Origin of the sequence: Streptomyces sp. NPDC093225 (assembly GCF_044753805.1) — a bacterium.
GTDB lineage: Bacteria > Actinomycetota > Actinomycetes > Streptomycetales > Streptomycetaceae > Streptomyces.
This window is the reverse complement of sequence record NZ_JBIVNX010000008.1, coordinates 57,328-76,512: the sequence shown is the minus strand read 5'-3', so window position 1 is coordinate 76,512 and position 19,185 is coordinate 57,328. Positions and strand designations below refer to the sequence as shown.

General features: G+C 75.5%; 12 protein-coding genes. 7 read left to right on the top strand and 5 right to left on the bottom strand.

From position 1 onward, the window contains the following. The first annotated feature begins 119 nt into the window (after nt 1-119). Nucleotides 120-428 (top strand): hypothetical protein, encoded by a 309-nt coding sequence (locus ACIQCH_RS10130; RefSeq protein WP_402579940.1) that lies wholly within the window; start codon nt 120-122, stop codon nt 426-428. A 103-nt stretch (nt 429-531) separates the two neighbouring features. On the opposite strand, the gene ACIQCH_RS10125 is transcribed toward ACIQCH_RS10130, so the two are convergent. Genes ACIQCH_RS10125 through ACIQCH_RS10115 form a run of 3 tightly spaced genes read right to left on the bottom strand, consistent with a single transcriptional unit; the run spans nt 532 to nt 2,899 of the window. Further along, nucleotides 532-1,764: an MAB_1171c family putative transporter gene (locus ACIQCH_RS10125; RefSeq protein ID WP_402579938.1), complete on the bottom strand. Its 1,233-nt coding sequence runs from the start codon at nt 1,762-1,764 to the stop codon at nt 532-534. A gap of 3 nt (nt 1,765-1,767) precedes the next feature. Beyond that, entirely contained in the window at nt 1,768-2,466 is a 699-nt protein-coding gene (locus ACIQCH_RS10120) for a ParH-like protein (protein ID WP_402579936.1), read from the bottom strand. Between the two features lie 4 nt (nt 2,467-2,470). Further along, nucleotides 2,471-2,899, bottom strand: a complete 429-nt coding sequence (locus ACIQCH_RS10115; RefSeq protein ID WP_402579934.1) for an XRE family transcriptional regulator — start codon at nt 2,897-2,899, stop codon at nt 2,471-2,473. Between the two features lie 254 nt (nt 2,900-3,153). On the opposite strand from ACIQCH_RS10115, the gene ACIQCH_RS10110 reads away from it, so the two are divergent. Together ACIQCH_RS10110 and ACIQCH_RS10105 are read left to right on the top strand one after the other, a co-directional pair. After that, complete coding sequence (locus tag ACIQCH_RS10110) at nt 3,154-4,350, top strand: Fic family protein (protein ID WP_402579932.1); 1,197 nt, start codon at nt 3,154-3,156, stop codon at nt 4,348-4,350. Between the two features lie 102 nt (nt 4,351-4,452). After that, on the top strand, nt 4,453-5,535 hold the full coding sequence (locus ACIQCH_RS10105) for an alpha/beta hydrolase (protein ID WP_402579930.1): 1,083 nt from the start codon (nt 4,453-4,455) through the stop codon (nt 5,533-5,535). Here the strand turns inward: ACIQCH_RS10105 and ACIQCH_RS10100 are convergent. After that, nucleotides 5,514-5,900, bottom strand: coding sequence for a nuclear transport factor 2 family protein (locus tag ACIQCH_RS10100; protein ID WP_402579928.1), 387 nt, complete (start codon nt 5,898-5,900; stop codon nt 5,514-5,516). The two genes, ACIQCH_RS10105 and ACIQCH_RS10100, sit on opposite strands and share 22 nt — an antisense overlap. 311 nt (nt 5,901-6,211) lie before the next feature. On the opposite strand from ACIQCH_RS10100, the gene ACIQCH_RS10095 reads away from it, so the two are divergent. Continuing rightward, the gene (locus ACIQCH_RS10095; protein ID WP_402579926.1) at nt 6,212-9,661 is read left to right on the top strand and encodes an AfsR/SARP family transcriptional regulator; all 3,450 of its coding nucleotides are present in this window, start codon (nt 6,212-6,214) and stop codon (nt 9,659-9,661) included. 19 nt (nt 9,662-9,680) lie between these two features. Here the strand turns inward: ACIQCH_RS10095 and ACIQCH_RS10090 are convergent, their stop codons facing one another. After that, the gene (locus ACIQCH_RS10090) at nt 9,681-9,869 is read right to left on the bottom strand and encodes a hypothetical protein (protein WP_402579924.1); all 189 of its coding nucleotides are present in this window, start codon (nt 9,867-9,869) and stop codon (nt 9,681-9,683) included. Between the two features lie 300 nt (nt 9,870-10,169). Between ACIQCH_RS10090 and ACIQCH_RS10085 the strand changes: the two genes are divergently transcribed. The 3 genes from ACIQCH_RS10085 (at nt 10,170) to ACIQCH_RS10075 (ending at nt 19,028) form a co-directional block, all read left to right on the top strand. Further along, nucleotides 10,170-11,651 (top strand): helix-turn-helix domain-containing protein, encoded by a 1,482-nt coding sequence (locus ACIQCH_RS10085; RefSeq protein ID WP_402579922.1) that lies wholly within the window; start codon nt 10,170-10,172, stop codon nt 11,649-11,651. Between the two features lie 130 nt (nt 11,652-11,781). After that, the gene (locus tag ACIQCH_RS10080) at nt 11,782-18,225 is read left to right on the top strand and encodes an amino acid adenylation domain-containing protein (protein ID WP_402579920.1); all 6,444 of its coding nucleotides are present in this window, start codon (nt 11,782-11,784) and stop codon (nt 18,223-18,225) included. After that, nucleotides 18,222-19,028, top strand: a complete 807-nt coding sequence (locus tag ACIQCH_RS10075) for a thioesterase II family protein (protein ID WP_402579918.1) — start codon at nt 18,222-18,224, stop codon at nt 19,026-19,028. Before ACIQCH_RS10080 ends, ACIQCH_RS10075 begins: the two co-directional genes overlap by 4 nt. Nucleotides 19,029-19,185 lie beyond the last annotated feature (157 nt).

Here is a 19,185-nt window from a genome sequence, read left to right as displayed (position 1 = left end):
CCGGGCCCGTCGACCGCACCGCCTCGCCCGCCTCGGATGGAGGGCGGCCCGCACCCGCGCCGCCCTCCATGCGGGGGGGCCGGGGATCGGTCCGGGCAGCCCGGCACTAGATTCCTCGCATGTCTTCGCATCTCAGTCACGGCGCTTCGGGAGCCCTGCGACGCTTCGCCGGATGGATCGCCCGGGGGTCGGTGGGCCATCCCATGCTGGAAGGGGTCGACTACTGGGATGCGCTGCGCGACTCGCCCTCCCAGATGGAGATCTGCGTCGCGATCTTCGCCAACGTCCTCGAACTGGACGAGCAGGGCGAGCCGGTGAACGAGAAGTACGCGGAGCGCCGGGCCGCAGTCTGGCTCTACCGGTACTGCACCGGGGAGATGCCCCCAGGGGAGCCGGAACTCGAGCCCTGGGAAGTCGAACTCCACTGAGCGCTACCGTGCGACCCCGTTCGAGCAGGGCCGCGCCTCGAACGGCTGCGACGACGACGGAACGACCCTCAAGAGTGCGGCCGAGCGGGTTCGGGGTGCGGGCTCACGGCGTGCGCGGGTCGAGGGCGGGGGGCGTGGCGGTCAACTCCGCGCGGACCCGCGCCCGTACGGCGGCCACGGCCGGCGAGTCGGTGAAGGCCTCGCACACCAGGACCAGCCGGGCGGCCTCCGCCTCCAGGTCCACCGGCGCGCCCGGCACGGGCGGGGCCGCGGCCGCGCGCACGGCGCCGGTGGCGCGCGGGTAGCGGTGTCCGACCGCGGCTGCCTCCAGGGCGGCCGCGAGCTCGGCGGCCTCGACGGTCGCCGCGCGGCGCGGGCTGCCGGCCGGGGCCGGGCAGGCCGCGACCGCCCAGCGGGCCGCCGCGGGATGGACGTGGACGCGCAGCGCGAGTTGGGCGTCCCGGATCTCGATCACCCGCCGGTAGAGCGCGAACCCCGGACTGCCCGCGGTGACGGCGGCCGGCGCGAAGGCGATCTCGGGGCGGGCCGCGTGCAACGCCGCCCAGAGCGGGGCGATCCTGCGGTGGCTGCGGCGGGCCCGTAGCCAGCGGGCCGGGGCACCGAGCCGGCCGCCCCAGGCCGTCAGGGTCATGCCGGCGACGCTGAGCACGATCGTGACCAGGGCGAGCGGGGCGGAGTTCACCCCGATGTCGTGGTGACCGGTGCGCAGGCCGTCGACGACGAGTTCCACGCTCCAGGCCGACCAGAGGAAGCCCGCGACGGCGCCGGCGACGACGAGCCGCAACCCGGAGCGCAGCGGGCTGGGCCCGAGCTGTCCGGCGGACCGGTGGACCACCACCGCGAGCAGGCCGGTGCACCAGAGGCTGTGCACCGTGAAGAGCAGGTCGTACCCGGCCAGCGCCGGCCGGCCGGCGGCCCCGGCGGTCAGCTCGGTGCCCGCGGGGACGGCCCCGGCCGCCCGGTAGAGGACCGCGGCGCACGCCATCACCAGGACCGAGGCCGTGGCCTGGCGCAGGACGTGGGGGACGCGGGCCCCGCCGTACCGCACGGTGTGGGCGAGCAGGGCGAGGAAGGCCTCGGCAGCGAGCTTGAGTTCGGTGCCGACGAGGGGCAGGACGGTCCGCAGCGGCCCCGCGGGCTCCGTGGCCGGGACGCGGGTAAACGGGAGCAGGAGCATGGCGAGCCCGATGGCCACGGTGAAGGCGACGAGGTAGCGGGACTCGGGGTGCGGCCGGCCGCCGCGCCAGAACCAGATCCGGCAGGCGGCTCCGGTGAGGGCGATGAGGCCGGTGAGGAAGTGGAGGGATCCGAGCATGGCTCAGGGGCCGACCGTGCCGCGCCGGCCGCGAGCCGGAACGCCGGGGCGGACGGCCGGAAGGTCCGGGCGGACCGAAGGGACGGCAACGGGGCGGCCCGGGACATCCGAACCGCCCGGCGAGTCGTCCGAACCCCCTGGCGGGACGTCCCGGCCGCCCGCCGCGACGTCCGGGCGGCGGGCCGGGACGTCGAAGACCCCGCCGAGGCGCTCCGTCTGGGCGGTCGGGTACGGCGTACCGGCGGCCGGACGGCCGGCGGCGGCGCGGTGCATGACCATGGAGGCGATCAGCTCGGCCTCCTGCTCCTGGGCGTCGGTGTAGGCGCCGCGCCCGAGCACGCGGTGCACCAACTCGTCGGAGAGGTGCGGCACGAGCGCGCGGACCGTCGTCGTGTCCGCGACGGGGCCGGTCTGGCGGTGGCCGCCGAGCAGGTGGCCGACCTCGTGGAGGACGATGTGCCGCTGGTGGAGCGCGGTGGTGTCGGAGGGGTAGCCGATGTAGTCGGCACGGTCGGTGCTCACCAGGACGCCGCAGGTGCCGAAGGCGCCGGCCGGCAGGGCCAGGAACTCCACGGGCCGGCCCAGGCGTTCGGACAGCGCGGCCGCCAGGGGTTCGAGTGCGAACGGCTCGGGCAGCGGCACGCCGTCGGCGATGCGCCGGCAGCGCCGCCAGAGCCCGCGCCGGGGTACGCGGCTCAGCACGGGGTCACTTCCGGCGCCGGGCTTCGGCCTCGCGGCGGGCGATCGCCTCGATCATGTCGCTGATGGTGCCCAGCCCCTCGGGCGAGAGCGTGACGGCGCGCAGCGCGACGTCCCGGACCTCGGCGTCGCGCAGCGCGCCGAGCAGGGTGAGCTCCTCGGAGATCCGCTCGCCCTGCTCGTCGTCGAAGAAGTAGGACGGCGGGACCTGGAAGAAGGCCGCCAGGGCCTCGAGGTGCCGCTTGGTCGGGTTGTCCCGGCGGCCGGTGCGCAGCTGCCAGAGGTAGGTGGCCGAGAAGGTCTCGCCGCTCGCCTCGCGACAGGCGCGGGCCACCTCCTCGTTGCTGTACGCCTCGCGGCTCGGGCGGCGCACCGTCTGGAACAGCCGCTCGATCCGGTCGGCGAGGGTGGGCACCCCCGTCTCGCCTGCCGCCACGTGGCTCCTCCCCGTTCCTCTCGGTCGTACGCGTCGGTCCTACGCGTCGGTCGTACGTGTCGTCGTACGCGCCGCCGGTCGTACCCGCCGGTCGTCCGCGTCGGCCGTACCCGTCGGTCGTGCCGGCTGGTCACATCTGTCGGTCCGCCCCGCCTGCGCGGCCCAGCATAATGCGGCGTTATTCATTTCAGCTCATGCGATGTTGGCCTGAATTCACACTAGTTGGCGATCGGTGCGCGTGACAGTCTTGCGCCGTGATCTCCGACTCCCTCCCGCCATCGGACCGCAGGGTGCTGCCCGCCGATCCGGCGCTCGACGCCGAGGCGGTTCCGGCCGGGGACCGCCTGCGGGCGCTGGAGGCGCTGGGCGTCCTGGCCAGGGCCGCCGCCCGGCTCGACGACCCCGACCTGTTCCACCGCCCCCGGTTCCACCACCCCCGGCGCCCCGTCCCCGCGCACCGGCGGCACCTGCGCCCGGCCGAGCCCGGTCGGCCCGTCGACGCGGCCCCCGCGTCCGAGCCGCCCGCCCGAGCGGGCCTGCAGGCGGTCCGCGCGGTCCGGGAGGAGGCCCGCGCCCAGCCCGGCAGGCGGCCCTGCCCCACGCCCGAGTCGCTGGCCGAACTGCACCGGATGATCGCGGCCTCGGATCCGGACGTCCCCGGCCGCGGCGGCTACCGCCGCTCCCCCGCCGCGGTCGTCGGAGCCGACGGCCGGCGGTCCGTGGTCGCCGTCGCCCCGGGTGCCGAACTGCGCGCCCACATGGAGCGCTGGTACGAGTGGGGCCGCCTGACCACGTCCCCACCGCTCGACGCGGCGGCACTGGCGATGCTGCAGTTGCTGACGATCCACCCCTTCCCCGCCGCCAACGGCCGTACGGCCCGTCTGCTGGCCCAGTGCGACCTGGTCGCGGCGGGCCTCATGCCGGGCCTGCTGCTCGACCTCGACGGGTGGGTGCGCATCCACCGGCAGGAGCACGACGAGGCACTGGAGGCCGCCACGGACGGCGAACTCGTCCTCTGGGGCGCGGTGTTCGCCCGCATGGTCACCGAGACCGCCCAGCACCGGGTCGCGGCGCTCAGGGCGTACGAGCGGATGCTCGACGAGGCGTCGGCCCGGGTGGCGGGCGACCCGGAGGCGCGAGAGGTGCTCGGGTGGTTCCGGTCGGCCCCGGCGGTGTCGGCCGAGTGGCTGCGACGCCGGACGGCCGCCGATCCGGGGCCGGCCCTCGACCGGCTGGTCGGGGCGGGGATCCTCGTCCCACACCCCGAGCTGCCGGGGGCCCTGGTCCAGCCGCGGCTGCTCGCCGTACTGGACGCGCCCTGGCCCGCCACCTCGGCGGCCGGCGACAACCACGGGGCGACCGCGGGCGACGACGGGCCACGGGTGGCGGACGACGCACGACGCACGACGCACGACGCACGACCGCAGATGACCACACGTGACCACGGGTGATTGACTACCGCGCATGGAAGACGCGCGGGTGTTCGCCGGACATACGGACGGGATGACGAGTTGGTGCAGTCGGTGTCGCCTCGCGCGACGGGATGGCCGGGCATGAGCGGCGACGGCGCGGCCGCGGGGGCCGGGCGGGCGTCGGCGGGGCGCGTGACACCGCCCTTCGACCCCGAACTCGGCGCCGTGCTCGCGGCATTGGGAGACGAGGCGATGCGACCGCTCACGCCGGAGAACCTGGCGGAGCGACAGGCGCAGGACGCCGCCGTCCGGCCCCGGCCCACGGTCGGGGAGCTCGCGGACGGCGGTCGCTTCGAGGTGACGGAGCTGCGCGCGCCGGGACCGGCCGGCGCGCCGGACGTCACGCTCGTGAGCGCGCGGCCGGCCGGGGCCTCCGGACCCCTGCCGGTGCTCTACTACATGCACGGCGGCGGCATGGTCGTGGGCAACGCGTGGTGCGTCCTGCCGCAGCTGCTCCGCGACATGGCGCTGCCCCTGGGGCTGGCCGTCGTCTCCGTCGAGTACCGGTTGGCTCCGCAGGTGCGCCATCCCGGGCCGGTGGAGGACTGCTACGCCGGACTCGTACGGGTGGCCGAGCAGGCGGACCGGCTGGGCTTCGACCCGGACCGCATCCTCATCGGCGGCAAGAGCGCCGGCGGCGGGCTCGCCGCGGCCCTGGCCCTGCTCACCCGCGACCGGGGCGGACCCGCGCCGATCGGCCAGCTGTTGCTGTGCCCGATGCTCGACGACCGGGGCGGGACCTTTTCCAGCCACCAGATGGCCGGCGTGGACACGTGGGACCGCACGTCCAACGCGACGGCGTGGCAGGCCCTGTTGGGCGATCGGCACGGTTCACCGGAAGTGTCTCCGTACGCGGCCCCCGCCCGGGCCACGGACCTGTCGGGGCTGCCCGCGGCGTACATCGAGGTCGGCTCGGCCGAGACCTTCCGGGACGAGGGGGTGGCCTACGCGGACGCCCTCTGGAAGGCCGGCGGCCAGGCCGAACTGCACGTCTGGCCGGGGGCGTACCACGGTTTCGACAGCTTCGCGCCGGACGCGGCGCTCAGCCGGGACGCCCGCGACGCCCGGTTCCGCTGGCTCCGGCGCGCACTCACGGCGTCCACGGTCCCGGGACCCGAGGCCGGGGGTCCGGCGACCGTGCCTCAGGGAGCGGACGGGGCGTAGTAGCGGCGGCGGCCGCGCAGCATGCCCTCGGCCGACAGGGTGAACACGTCGACGAAGTCGCGCTGTTGGGGCGCGACGCGGCCGATGGCGACGACGCAGTCGCCCTCCGCCATGATGCGGGTGATCTGGTGGCGCACGCCCGGGGGGCCCGGGCGCTCCAGGCCCGCGGCCAGTGCCTCGGCGTCGGCATCCACATCGACGTCGGGATCGCCCGTCCCGCCGTCGAACACGTCCGGGTCGAGGAGCGATCCGTAGCCGTCGAGGTCGCCCGTGTCGAGGTAGTGGTAGGCGAGGCGTACGTGGTCCACCCCGGAGTCGGTGACGACGCGGCTCGGGGGAGGCGGCCCGGTGTGCCGGCTGTCCATGGAGGGTCCTTTCGTACGGCCGCCGCGTGCGGCGGCGGGCACGGGGCGGCGGCGTGCGACCAGCCTCCACGAAGTACGCAACTCGGCGCTATCGCGCCCCTATCACGAACCTCTCAAAGGGGTCGGCCCAGACCCTCCGCACCGCTCCGGCCTGCACGGGAACGGGATTTCACCCTCGCGTTCCGACGATCGGGATCAAGCCAACGACGCTTCATCGCCACGAAACCTCCACACCATGGACAACAGCTGACCCGTCAGTAAGACTGAGCCGGCGCTCCACTTCCGACGGCGCAGCTCCAGCTGGGAGACTCATGAACGTTTCGCCCGGCGGGGCTCCGCAGACCCCGGAACCGGTCGCCTTCCGCATCCTCGGGCCGCTCCAGGTGGTCGGCGGCGACGGACCCGTGCGCGTCCCCCCGGGCCGCCAGGAGATCATCCTGGCCGCCCTGCTGCTGGAGGCCGACCGGGTCGTCAGCACCGACTACCTGGTCGACCTCATCTGGGACGACGGCCCACCCGACACCGCACGCACCCAGGTGCAGATCTGCGTGTCGCGGCTGCGCAAGCTGTTCAGCACCGCCGGGGTGGCCGCGGCGATCACCACCCGCCCGCCGGGGTACGTCCTGCGCACCGGGGGCGAACTGGTCGACGCCCTGCTCTTCGCCCGCCGGGTCACCGACGCGCGCTCCGCCGCCCGCCAGGGTGACCTCGGCGCGGCGGCCGAACTCCTGCGGGCGGCCGGCGAGTTGTGGCAGGGGGACTGCCTGCACGGGGTGCCCAGCGAGACCCTGCGCGGCAAGGCGCTCCAGCTGGACGAGGAGCGGATGACGGCCACGGAGACCCGGATCGAGCTGGAGCTGGAGCTCGGCAGGCACCACCAGCTGGTCGCGGAGGTCCAGACGCTGGTCCGCACCCACCCGCTGCGGGAGCGGCTGCGCGGGCAGCTGATGCTGGCGCTGTACCGGTCCGGCCGGCAGGCGGAGGCGCTGGAGACCTACCGGGTGGGCCGCGAGCTCCTCGTCGAGGAGCTCGGCCTGGAACCGGGGAGCGAGCTGCGCGCCCTCGAGTCGGCCATCCTCGCCGGTGAGGTCGCGCCCCCGGCCTCCGGCGGGACCAACGGCGGACCGGCAGGACCCACGGGACCGGCAGGCCCGGTAGGCGGCACCGGCCAGCTCGGTCCGACCGGCAGCGGCGCGCGCCCCACCCCCGGCGGGCACCCGACGCACGGCGGGCACCTCGCTGCCGTCGTGCACCCCCCTGCCGTCGCGCACCCCGCCGCCGCGCCTCCCGGTTCCACCGAGCGCCCCGGCGGGGCGGAGCACCGCGGTGCCGGCGCTCGTCCGCCCCACCAGACCTCCGGCCCGCTCGCCGGCGAGGAGATCCCGCGCCAACTCCCCGCCGACACAGCTGACTTCGTCGCGGACGAGGAGCAGCTCGGCGGGATCGAGCGGACCCTGCTGGGCGAGGGCGGCCGGCGCGCCGTCGGACTGGCGGTCATCGTCGGCAAGCCGGGCACCGGAAAATCCACGCTGGCCACCCACGTGGCCCACCGGCTCAGCGAGCACGGGTTTCCCGACGGCCAGTTGTACTGCGACCTGCGCGGCACCGCCGGAACCCCCGCCACCTCCGGCGAGGTGCTCGGCCGGTTCCTGCGGGCGCTGGGCATTCCCGGTCCGGTCATCCCCGAGTCCCAGGACGAACGGGCCGAGATGTACCGCACGCTGCTGGCGTCCCGCCGGATGCTGGTGGTGCTCGACGACGCCGCGTCCGAGAGCCAGGTCCGCCCGCTGCTGCCCGGCAGCAGCCGCTGCGCCGTGCTCGTCACCAGCCGGGTCCGGCTGACCGGGCTGCCCGGGGCGCACCGCGTCGAGCTGGACGTGATGGACACCGAGCGGGCCCTGGAACTGCTGGCCCGGGTCATCGGCGCGGACCGGGTGGGCGGCGAGCGGGTGGCGGCGGAGGCACTCGTCCGGACGGTGGGCGGGCTGCCGCTGGCGCTGCGCATCGTGGCGGCCCGGCTGGCGGCGCGGCCGCACTGGAGCTTGGCGTCGATGGTGCTGCGCCTGGCCAACGAGCGGCACCGGCTGGACGAGCTCACCCACGGCGAGATGACCATGCGGGCCAGTCTGTCGCTCACGCACGACGGACTGGCCCCGGCGGACCGCCGGCTGCTGCGGCTGCTCAGCCTGGCGCGGGGCGCGAGCCTGCCGGGCTGGTTGGCCGGGGCGCTGCTCGACGACGCCCGGCCGTACCCGTCCGACCTGCTGGAACCGCTGGTCGACGTACAGATGCTGGACGTCGTGGGCATGGATGCCACCGGCGGCTTCCGCTACCGGTTCCACGAGATCATCCGGGTGTTCGCGCGGGAGCAGTCGGCCCTGCACGACGAGCCGGCCGCGCAGAGGGCCGCGCTGGAGCGGATGCTGGGCGGCTGGCTGTCGCTGGCCGAGCAGGCGCACCGGCGCGTCTACGGCGGGGACTTCACGGTGCTGCACGGCAGCGCGCCGCGCTGGTCGCCGCCGCAGGTCTGCGTGGACGAACTGCTGGTGGACCCGATGGGCTGGCTCGACGGCGAGCACGCCAGCCTCGTCCAGGCCGTGGAGCACGCGGCCGCCGCCGGGATGGACGAGCTCTGCTGGGACCTGGCGGCGACGCTGGCCACCCTGTTCGAGGGCAAGGGCTACTTCGACGACTGGGACCGTACCCACCGGCTGGCGCTGGAGTGCGTGCGGGCAGCCGGCAACACGCGGGGGACGGCGGCGCTGCTCAGCTCGCTCGGGGTGCTCTACCTGGGCCGTAGCCAGCACGAGGAGTCGCGGTCGGCGCTGACCTCGGCCCTCGACCTCTTCCAGGGGCTCGGTGACCGGCAGGGACTGGCGCTGTGCCACCGGGACCTGGCGCTGCTGGAGCGGATGCGCGGGGCCGACGACCGTGCACTGGTCCTCTACGACCGGGCGCTGCGGGACTTCGACCAGGCGGGCGACGTGGTGGGGCGGGCCATCGTGCTGACCCAGAGCGCCCACATCTGGATGCGGCGCGGGCAGGTCGCGGCGGCGCAGTCCCGGCTGGACGAGGCGTTGGCCATCTACCGCTCCGTCAACTACACCGGCGGGCAGGCGCGTACGCTGCGCCGGGCGGGCCAGCTGCAGCAGGGCCAGGGGGAGCACGAGCGCGCGGTGCGGACGTTCACCGAGGTGCTGGAGCTGTGCCGGGACGGCGGGGACGTGATCGGGGAGGGGCACCTGCTGCGGGACCTGGGCAACGCCCATGCCGAGATGGGGCGTCGGGAGGCGGCCCGCGGGTTCTACGCGCAGGCGCTGGCGGTCCGTGAGCAGATCATGGACCAGGGCGGCGCGGCACTGGTGCGGCTGGACCTGGCGCGGCTGCTGGCCGCGAGCGGCGGCCCGGCGGACCGGGCGTGGTCGCGGGAGCTGCTCGAGGCGGCGGTGCGGGCGTTCCGGGAGCGGCGCATGGGGCCGGAGTTGCTGGAGGCCGAGCGGTTGCTGGCCGCCGCGGGCCCGCGTCCTGCGGGCGGCGGCGGGGGCGGAGGCGCGGCGTCGTCGGACACGGGCGCGTTCGGCACGGATGCGTACGGTGCCGGAGCGATCGGCCCGGCAGCGATCAGCCCGGGTTCGTTCGGCCCGGGAGCGTACGGCCCGGGAGCGTACGGTGCGGCGGCCCCCGTTGCAGGCCTGGTCGTCACCGATCCGGCGGCGACGGGTCGTGCACCGGCGGCAGCGGATCGCGCCGCCGGGGTCTGACGTCGTCCTGCTGCGGCGTTCAGTCCCACGGGTTGGTGTCGGTGCTCGCCGACGGCGAGGGGGTGGCGGCCGCGGGGGCCGGGGCGGAGGTGCCGGTCAGGGCGGGCGCGACCGGGCCGTCGGCCTGGGCGATCTGGGTGCCGAGGAGGGCGGTGCCGGCGAGGGCGACGGTGACGAGGGCGGCGCGGAGGGCGGGGGCGATGGTCATGTCGGTCTCCCTTTCTGCGGAGCGCTCCGGGCTTTCCGGGGCGCTTCCTTTCTTGTGGGCACCACGGTAGGAACGGCCGGAATCCCGGCACCGGCCCCGCCGTTATCCCCGCGCTATCACGGCGCTCGAGAATCGCGGGACAGCGGGTGGAGGCGGGATAGCGCGCGATAGCGGTGTCGGCCGCACCGCCGCGGCGGCACGATGCCGACGGGATAGCCCGCTGCCGACGATGGGATCCAGGAACCGGGCCGCATCACCCCAGCCCCGCCGTTCCCCACCACCATCGCCGGGAGCGCCTCTGTGAACACCACCGTCATGCCGCCCGCCCGTACCACCCGGGCCACCCTCACCCTCCCCACCTCCCCCGCGCCCCGGCCCGCCGACGCCGACCGCGCCGCCCCGGGCCAGGAGGGCTCCCCCGTCGGGACGCTCATCCGCTCGCACCGACTGCGGATCGGTCTGACGCAGCGCGAGTTGGCCGACCTGTCCACCATCAGCGTGCGTGCGATACGCGACCTCGAGCAGGGCAAGGCGAGACGTCCGCGCACCGACACCGTGCGGCTGATGGCCGACGCACTGCGCCTGGGCCCCCGGGCCCGGGCCGCCCTGGAAGCGGCCGCGCAGCAGGGCCGCGCCGCGGGCGGGCCGGGCTGGACGGAACCGCCCGCACCGCCGACCGCACTGCACGCGATGGCCGGCCGGGACGGTGAAACCGACGTCCTGGCAGGGGAGTTGGCTGCCGGTAGTGAGCGCCTGGTCAATGTGGTGGGGTTGGCGGGCGTCGGCAAGACCCGGCTCGCGCTGGCGGTGGCCGAGCGGCTGCACGGCATCGGCCTGCCGGTGCTCTGGCACGCCTTCCCCGGCGCTGCCGCCGACTATCTCGCCTCGCAGGACAGGGAGTTGGCGGCCCGACTGGAGGCGGTGGCGGCGGAGCTGTTCGGTACCCGTGCGGCGGACGGCCCGGTGGACGGCCCGGTGGGCGCGGCCGCGGCCGGGCTGGCGGAGCTGCTGGGCGAGGGCCCCGCGCTGCTCGTGCTCGACGGCGTACCGGCCGCCGCGCCGCACGCCGCCCGGCTGACCGGACTGCTGCGGGCCTGCCCCGGGCTGCGGCTGCTGGTGACGTCGGACGGACCCTGGGCCGTACCCGGCGAAAGGATCTTCCTGCTCAACCCGCTGGGGGTGCCGGCCGCGGGCGTGGCGGACGCCGGAAGCCCCGCGGTGCGGGTCTTCCTTGACCATGTGCGCCGCGTGCGGCCGGAGTTCACGGCCGACCCGGCCGACCTGGAGCTGGCCGCCCTGGTCTGCCGCCGCCTGGACGGGCACCCCGGCGCGCTGGCCGCGGCCGCCTCGTGGCTGGTGGTGTACGACCTGGCGGCGCTGTGCCGCAGCCTGGCGGCCGACCCGGCGGCGCACCTGGACCACCTCGGCACGACGGGCGGCGGCGCGAGCCTGCGGGCGGCGCTCCACGACCGACTGCTGCGGCTGCCCGCCGGCCCCCTGGCCCTGCTGGACGCCCTGTGCACACGACCCGGCGGCCACGCCGCGCACGAGCACCCTCACCCTCACCCTCACGACGACACCGACACCCTCGGGTACGAGCTCACCGACATCACCGCGCTGACCTGCCTGTCCCTGCCCGAGTGCGGCCGGCTGCTGCGCGAGCTGCTGGTCAGCGGTGCGGTCCGCGCCGTGCACCGGGACGGCGCCTCCCGCTTCCTGGTCCCGGGCCTGGTCCGGGCCGCCCGGGCCTGCGGTGCCGGGACAACTGCCGCCGCCCGCTGAGCTGCTCCCCGAGTGCCGGAGCAACTGCCGCCCGGCCGCAGCCGCCGCGGGTTGGATGACGTACAGCCGGACGACGACCCCGAGGTCGGGCGAACCCCCGCTACTCCCACACGATCCGAGGAGCACCCGCATGTCCCCCAACGCGTCTGAGCAGGGCACCGCGCACGGGCCTGCCGCTGTGCGGCTGCCCCTGTCCGCGGCGCAGCGCGACATCTGGATGGCCCACGGCCTGGACTCCTCCGGATGCCGCTACAACATCGGGGAGTTCCGGGAGCTCACCGGTCCGCTCGACGCCGACCTGCTCGCCCGCTGCTGGTACCGGCTGGCGTGCGAGGCCGACGCGCTGCGCATCCGCGGCACCGGCTCCGCCGAGGACGGCACCCTGTGGCAGGAGGTGCACGCCGAGCCCGTCGGGCGGGCGCTGGTCACGCTGGACCTGGGCGACGCGCCGGACCCGGTCGCGGCAGCACGCACCTGGATGGACGCCGAACTGGCCCGGCCCTTCGACCTGGCGCGGGACTGGCTGAGCCGGCACGTGCTGATCCGGGCCGGCCGCACGGCGGCCGGCGAGGAGCGCTGGTTCTACTTCCACGCCTACCACCACCTGGCGATCGACGGCATGGGCGTGGCCCTGCTGGACCAGCGGCTGGTCGAGCTGTACGAGCGGGCGGCGGCCGGGCAGCCGTGGGGACCGACGCCGTTCGGCACGCTGGCCGAGCTGCTGGCCGAGGACGTCAGCTACCGGGCCTCGCAGGAGGGGGCCGCGGACCGGGCGCACTGGGCCGCACACCTGGCGGACCTGCCGCCGGTGCCGCGGCTGGGTGAGGGCCACACGGGGAGGAGCGGGCCGGGGGAACTGCCGTTCGTCCGGCGCACCGTGGTCCTGGGTGCGGAGCGCGCCGAGCGGCTGAAGCAGGTGGCCCGCGAGCACCGGGCGCCCTGGACCATGCTGGTGATCGCGCTCGTCGCCGCCTACGTGCACCGGGCGACCGGGACGGCCGAGCCCGTGCTGGGCCTGCCGGTGACCGGCCGGCGCACCGAGCTGGCCCGGCGCACGCCCGGGATGCAGTCGAACGTGGTGCCGCTGCGGGTGCCGGTCCGGGCCGACGGCTCGCTGTCCGAGCTGCTGGCGACGGTGGTCGCGGTGTCCCGGCAGGGTCTGAAGCACCAGCGGACCCGGTACGAGGACGTCTGCCGCGACCTGGGGCTCGGCGAGTCCGACCGGCGGATCGCGGCCCCGCTGGTGAACATCATGGCGTTCACCCCGGGCATGCGCTTCTGCGGGTTGCCGACCGTGCAGCACAACCTCGGCAACGGGCCCGTGGAGGACCTGGCGGTCGGCGTGTACGACCTGGGTCCGGAGGGCGGGCTGCGCGTGGACTTCGACGCCTCGCCCGAGGTGTGCGACATCGCGGCGGTGGCCGGGCACCAGGACCGGTTCGCGGCCTTCGTCGAACGGCTGCTGGCGGACGCCGGGCGGCCGCTGTCGGAGGCGGAGCTGCTCGAGCCGGCGGAGCGTCGGCGGGTGCTGGAGGAATGGCCGGGAGCGTCCGTCGGGATCGGTGAACGGCCGGTCCTGACGGCCCGGTTCGAGGAGCAGGTACGGCTGCGGCCCGACGCCCCCGCCCTCGTGTTCGGCGCGACCACCCTCTCGTACGGCGAACTCGACGCCCGCGCGAACCAGTTGGCCCACCACCTCGCCGACCGGGGGCTCGGTCGGGGCGACCTGGCCGGTGTGCTCCTCGACCGCGGACTCGACTTCGCCGTCGCCGTCCTCGCCGTCACCAAGACCGGCGCCGGCTACGCCCTCCTCGACCCCGAGTTCCCCGACGAGCGACTGCGCTCCACCGCCACCGACGCCGGACTGCGCCTCCTGGTCACGGACGGGACGCACGCGTCCCGGGCCGTGGACGGCCCGTGGACCGAGGTCCGGGTCGACGCGGCGGCCGAGCGGATCGCCGCGGAGTCGGACCAGGCCCTCGACGTGGCGCTGACCGGCGACGACACCGCCTGCGTGATGTTCACCTCCGGCTCCACCGGACGCCCCAAGGGCATCCTCTCCAGCCACCGCAACCTCGTCTCCACCGTCACCTCCCAGACCTACGCCGACTTCGGCCCCGGCGAAGTCTTCCTCCAGTGCTCCCCCGTCTCCTGGGACGCCTTCAGCCTCGAATTCTGGGGCGCCCTCCTGCACGGCGGAACCACCGTCCTGCAGCCCGGTCAGCGCCCCGAGCCGGCCCTGGTGGCCGAACTGGCGCCCCGGCACGGGGTGACGATGCTCCAGCTGTCTTCCAGCCTCTTCAACTACCTCACCGACGAACACCCCGAGGCCTTCGCCACCACCCGCATCGTCTACACCGGCGGCGAACCCGCCTCCCCGACCCACATCGAACGCCTCCACGACCGCCACCCGCACCTGACGATCACCAACGGCTACGGCCCGGCCGAGTCCATGGGCTTCACCACCACCCACACCGTCGACCCCACGGCCGCACCGGGCGCCACGGTCTCCATCGGCCGCCCCCTGACCAACAAGCAGGCGTACGTCCTCGACGAACGGCTGCGCCCGGTCCCGCCCGGCGTCACCGGCGAGCTCTACCTCACCGGCGACGGCCTCGCCCACGGCTACCTCGCCCAACCCGCCACCACCGCCACACGCTTCGTCCCCAACCCCTACGGCACCCCAGGCAGCCGCCTCTACCGCACCGGCGACCAAGCCCACTGGGACTACGGGGGGAACCTGCACTACACAGGGCGCTCGGACACCCAGGTCAAGATCCGCGGCTTCCGGGTGGAGCCCACCGAGATCGAGACGGTGCTCACCACGCACCCGGACATCACGCAGGCCGCCCTGCTGGCCACCGACCACCTGACCGCCTACGTCACGGCCGTCCCGGGCGCGGCCGTCACCCCGGCCTCGCTGCGGGCCTGGCTGCGCGAGCGGCTGCCGGAGCACATGGTGCCCGCCCGGGTGGCCGTACTGGAGCGGCTGCCGCTGACGGCCAACGGCAAGATCGACAAGCGGTCGCTGCCCGCGGTCGACGCGCCGCTGGAGCCGGGCGGCCGAGCCCCGCGCACGGAACTGGAGGAGCTGGTCCGGACCCTGGTCGGCGAGGTGCTGGGCTCCGCGGCGCCGCTGTCGATGGACGACGGCTTCTTCGACCACGGCGGCCACTCGCTGCTCGCCGCCCGCCTCACCCACCGCATCGGCAGCACGTTCGGCGTCACGCTCACCCTGCGGGACGTCTTCCAGCACCCCACACCGGCCGCGCTGGCCCGGCGGATCACCGAGGCCTCGGGCCGGCCGGGGCTGCCGGCGCCGACCCGCGCCGCCGGCCGCCCGGACCGGCTGCCGCTGTCCTTCGCGCAGCAGCGGCTGTGGCTGGTGGCCGGCATGCGCGGCGCGGACGGCGACGCGGGCCCGGACGCGGACACCGCGTACAACGTGCCGATGGCCGTGCGGCTGGAGGGCGGCGAGGTGGACGCGGCGGCACTGCGGGCCGCGGTCGGCGACCTCGTACGGCGGCACGAGCCGCTGCGGACCCGGTTCGCGAGCGCCGACGGGCAGCCGTACCAGGTCGTCGCCCCGCCGGACGGGGCGGCGGAGGGAGTGTCCTTCGAGGTCCGCACGGTGGCGCCGGAGGAGCTGGACGCGGAGCTGCACGCGGCCGCCCGGCACGCCTTCGACCTGGCCGCCGAGCACCCGCTGCGGGTGACGCTGCTGCGGGACGGCCCGGACACGGCCACGCTGCTGGTGCTGCTGCACCACATCGCCACCGACGGGCAGTCGCTGCGCCCCCTGTTCGCCGACCTCTCCGCCGCCTACGCGGCCCGGCTGGCCGGGCGGTCCCCCGAAGCGGAGCCGCTGCCTCTGGAGTACGCCGACTACGCGCTCTGGCAGCGCCCGGCCCTCGCGGACGGGGCGCTGGAGGAGCAACTCGCCTACTGGCGCACCACGTTGGCCGGACTGCCCGAGGAGCTGGGCCTGGTCACGGACCGGCCCCGGCCGGCTGTGGCCGGGCGGCGCGGCGGCGCGGTCCGGGTGGACTTCGGGCGGGAGCTGCACAAGCGGGTGCTGGAGCTGGCCCGGGCCGAGCGCTGCACACCGTTCATGGTGCTCCAGGCCGCGCTGGCCGCGACGCTGACCCGGCTGGGTGCCGGAACGGACGTGCCGCTGGGCTCTCCCGTGGCCGGCCGCCCGGACGAGGCGCTGGCCGACCTGGTGGGCTTCTTCGTCAACACGCTGGTGCTGCGCACGGACACCTCGGGCGACCCGGCGTTCCGGGAGCTGCTGGCCCGGGTGCGGGCGGCCGATCTGGACGCCTTCGCACACCAGGACGCCCCGTTCGACCTGGTGCTGGAGGCGGTCAACCCGACGCGTTCCCTGGCCCGGCACCCGCTGTTCCAGGTGTGCCTGGCGCTGGAGTCGGGACCGGCCGCGGCCCCGGAGTTCCCCGGCGTGCGGGCCGGTGCGGCGCGGCCGCTGGCGACCGGCGCGGTCAAGTTCGACCTGGAGTTCCTGCTGACCTCCGACGACGCGACCGGGCTCGGCGGGGCGGTGCTGTACAGCTCCGACCTGTACGACCGGGAGACGGTCGAGCGGATGGCGGAGGTGTTGCGGCGGGTCCTCGAGCACGCGGTGTCCGCACCCGAGGTCCGGCTCTCCGAGCTGGAGGTCCTCGGTGCCTCCGAGCGTCGGCGGGTGCTGGAGGAATGGCCGGGGGCGTGCGTCGGGATCGGTGAACGGCCGGTCCTGACGGCCCGGTTCGAGGAGCAGGTACGGCTGCGGCCCGACGCCCCCGCCCTCGTGTTCGGCGCGACCACCCTCTCGTACGGCGAACTCGACGCCCGCGCGAACCAGTTGGCCCACCACCTCGCCGACCGGGGACTGGGTCGGGGCGACCTGGCCGGTGTGCTCCTCGACCGCGGACTCGACTTCGCCGTCGCCGTCCTCGCCGTCACCAAGACCGGCGCCGGATACGCCCTCCTCGACCCCGAGTTCCCCGACGAACGACTGCGCTCCACCGCCACCGACGCCGGACTGCGCCTCCTCGTGACCGACGGCGGCCACCGTGCGCGCCGGATCAGCGGCCCGTGGTCCGAGGTCGTCGTCGACGCCGAGCGGAACGAGATCGACGCGCGGCCGGCACACGGTCTGGACGTGGCGCTGACCGGCGACGACACCGCCTGCGTGATGTTCACCTCCGGCTCCACCGGACGCCCCAAGGGCATCCTCTCCAGCCACCGCAACCTCGTCTCCACCGTCACCTCCCAGACCTACGCCGACTTCGGCCCCGGCGAAGTCTTCCTCCAGTGCTCCCCCGTCTCCTGGGACGCCTTCAGCCTCGAGTTCTGGGGCGCCCTGCTCCACGGCGGAACCACCGTCCTGCACCCGGGACAGCGCCCCGAGCCCGCGGTCATCGCCGCCCTCGCCGACGCGCACCGGGTGACGATGCTCCAGCTGTCGTCCAGCCTCTTCAACTACCTCACCGACGAACACCCCGAGGCCTTCGCCACCACCCGCATCGTCTACACCGGCGGCGAACCCGCCTCCCCGACCCACATCGAACGCCTCCACGACCGCCACCCCCACCTGACGATCACCAACGGCTACGGCCCGGCCGAGTCCATGGGCTTCACCACCACCCACACCGTCGACCCCACGGCCGCACCGGGCGCCACGGTCTCCATCGGCCGGCCCCTGACCAACAAGCAGGCGTACGTCCTCGACGAGCGGCTGCGCCCGGTCCCGCCCGGCGTCACCGGCGAGCTCTACCTCACCGGCGACGGCCTCGCCCACGGCTACCTCGCCCAACCCGCCACCACCGCCACACGCTTCGTCCCCAACCCCTACGGCACCCCAGGCAGCCGCCTCTTCCGCACCGGCGACCAAGCCCACTGGGACCACCACGGGAACCTGCACTACACGGGCCGCACCGACACCCAGATCAAGATCCGCGGCTTCCGCATCGAACCCACCGAGATCGAGACGCTCCTCACCACGCACCCCGACATCACGCAGGCCGCCCTGGCGACCCACCCGGACCACCACGGCACCGCCCAGCTCACCGCCTACGTGGTGCCGGCCGCCGCCCCCGGCCCGGCACCGCAGGAGGTCCGCCTGTGGCTGCGCGAGCGGCTGCCGGACCACATGGTCCCGGCGTTCGTGGTGCCGCTGGAGCGGCTGCCGCTCACTCCCAACGGAAAGATCGACAAGCGGGCGCTGCCCGCCCCGAGGGCGGCGGCCGCCGCCGGCGGCCGGGCCGCGCGCACCGACCTGGAGACGACCGTGCTCGCCCAGTTCGCCGAGGCACTGGCCGTGGCCGGTCCGCTGTCGATCGACGACGACTTCTTCGACCACGGCGGGCACTCGCTGCTCGCCGCCCGCCTCACCCACCGGCTCGGGGCCGCGCTGGGCGTCGCCCTCACCCTGCGCGACGTCTTCCAGCACCCCACCCCGGCGGCCCTCGCCCAGCACATCGAGTCCCGGCTGTCGGCCGGCGCGGCCCCGCCCCGGCGGGCCCGGCCCGCCCTGCGCCGCCGCTCCACCGACCAGGAACGGAGTTCCTCATGACCGACCACGCCCCCGACTTCTCCCCCGCCGCCGACGACGTGGTGTGGGACCTGCCCGGCGAGGGCCCGCAGCGCACGACGCTCCTGGTCCTGCCGCACGCGGGCGGCAACGCCCACGCGTACGCCGGCTGGCGCGAGCACCTCCCCGCCGACGTGCGCCTGCTGATCGGCCAGTACCCCGGCCGCGGCGCCCGGTTCGCCGAGGACCTGCCCCGGACCGTCGCCGACCTGGCCGGCCCGGTCGCGGCCTGCCTGCCGGCGGGCAGCACCGACGACCTGGTGGTGCTCGGGCACAGCATGGGCTCGCTGGTCGCCTTCGAGGTGGTCCGGCTGCTGCAGGCGGCCGGCCGCACCCCGCGCGCCCTGGTCGCCTCCGCCTGCCGCGCGCCCTTCCTGGCCAACCCGGCCGTGGTCCACCCCGAGCGGCTGGACGACGACCAGCTGGTGGCCGCCATCAAGGTGCGCGGCGGCACCGACGACGGGATCCTGGACGACCCGGAGCTCCGCGAGATCGTCATCCCGTCCATCCGGGCCGACTTCGCCATCGACGACGTGTACCGGTGCGACCCGGCCGAGGCCCGGGTGGACTGCCCGGTGACCGTGATCGGCGGGGACGCCGACCCGGTCGCGCCGGCCGCCTCGCTCGGCCGCTGGGCCGAGGTCACCGGGCACGGGTTCGCCCAGCACGTGCTGCCGGGCGGCCACTTCTACTTCCAGGACCGGCTGCCGGAGTTCTTCGCCGTGCTGTCGGCCGTGGTCGGCGGCCGCGACCTGGCCCCGGCCGCCGCCGCGGTCGCCGTCTGACGGCGGTCCGCACCACGGCCGCGGCACCGGTCGCCGTCCGACGGCCCGTACCCACGACCCGTAGCCCACGGCCGTGCCCCCGGCCTGCACACCGGTCCGCCGTCCGACGGCCCGCCGTCCCGGCACCCCCGAGCCCTCCCCACCTTCCGCACCCTTC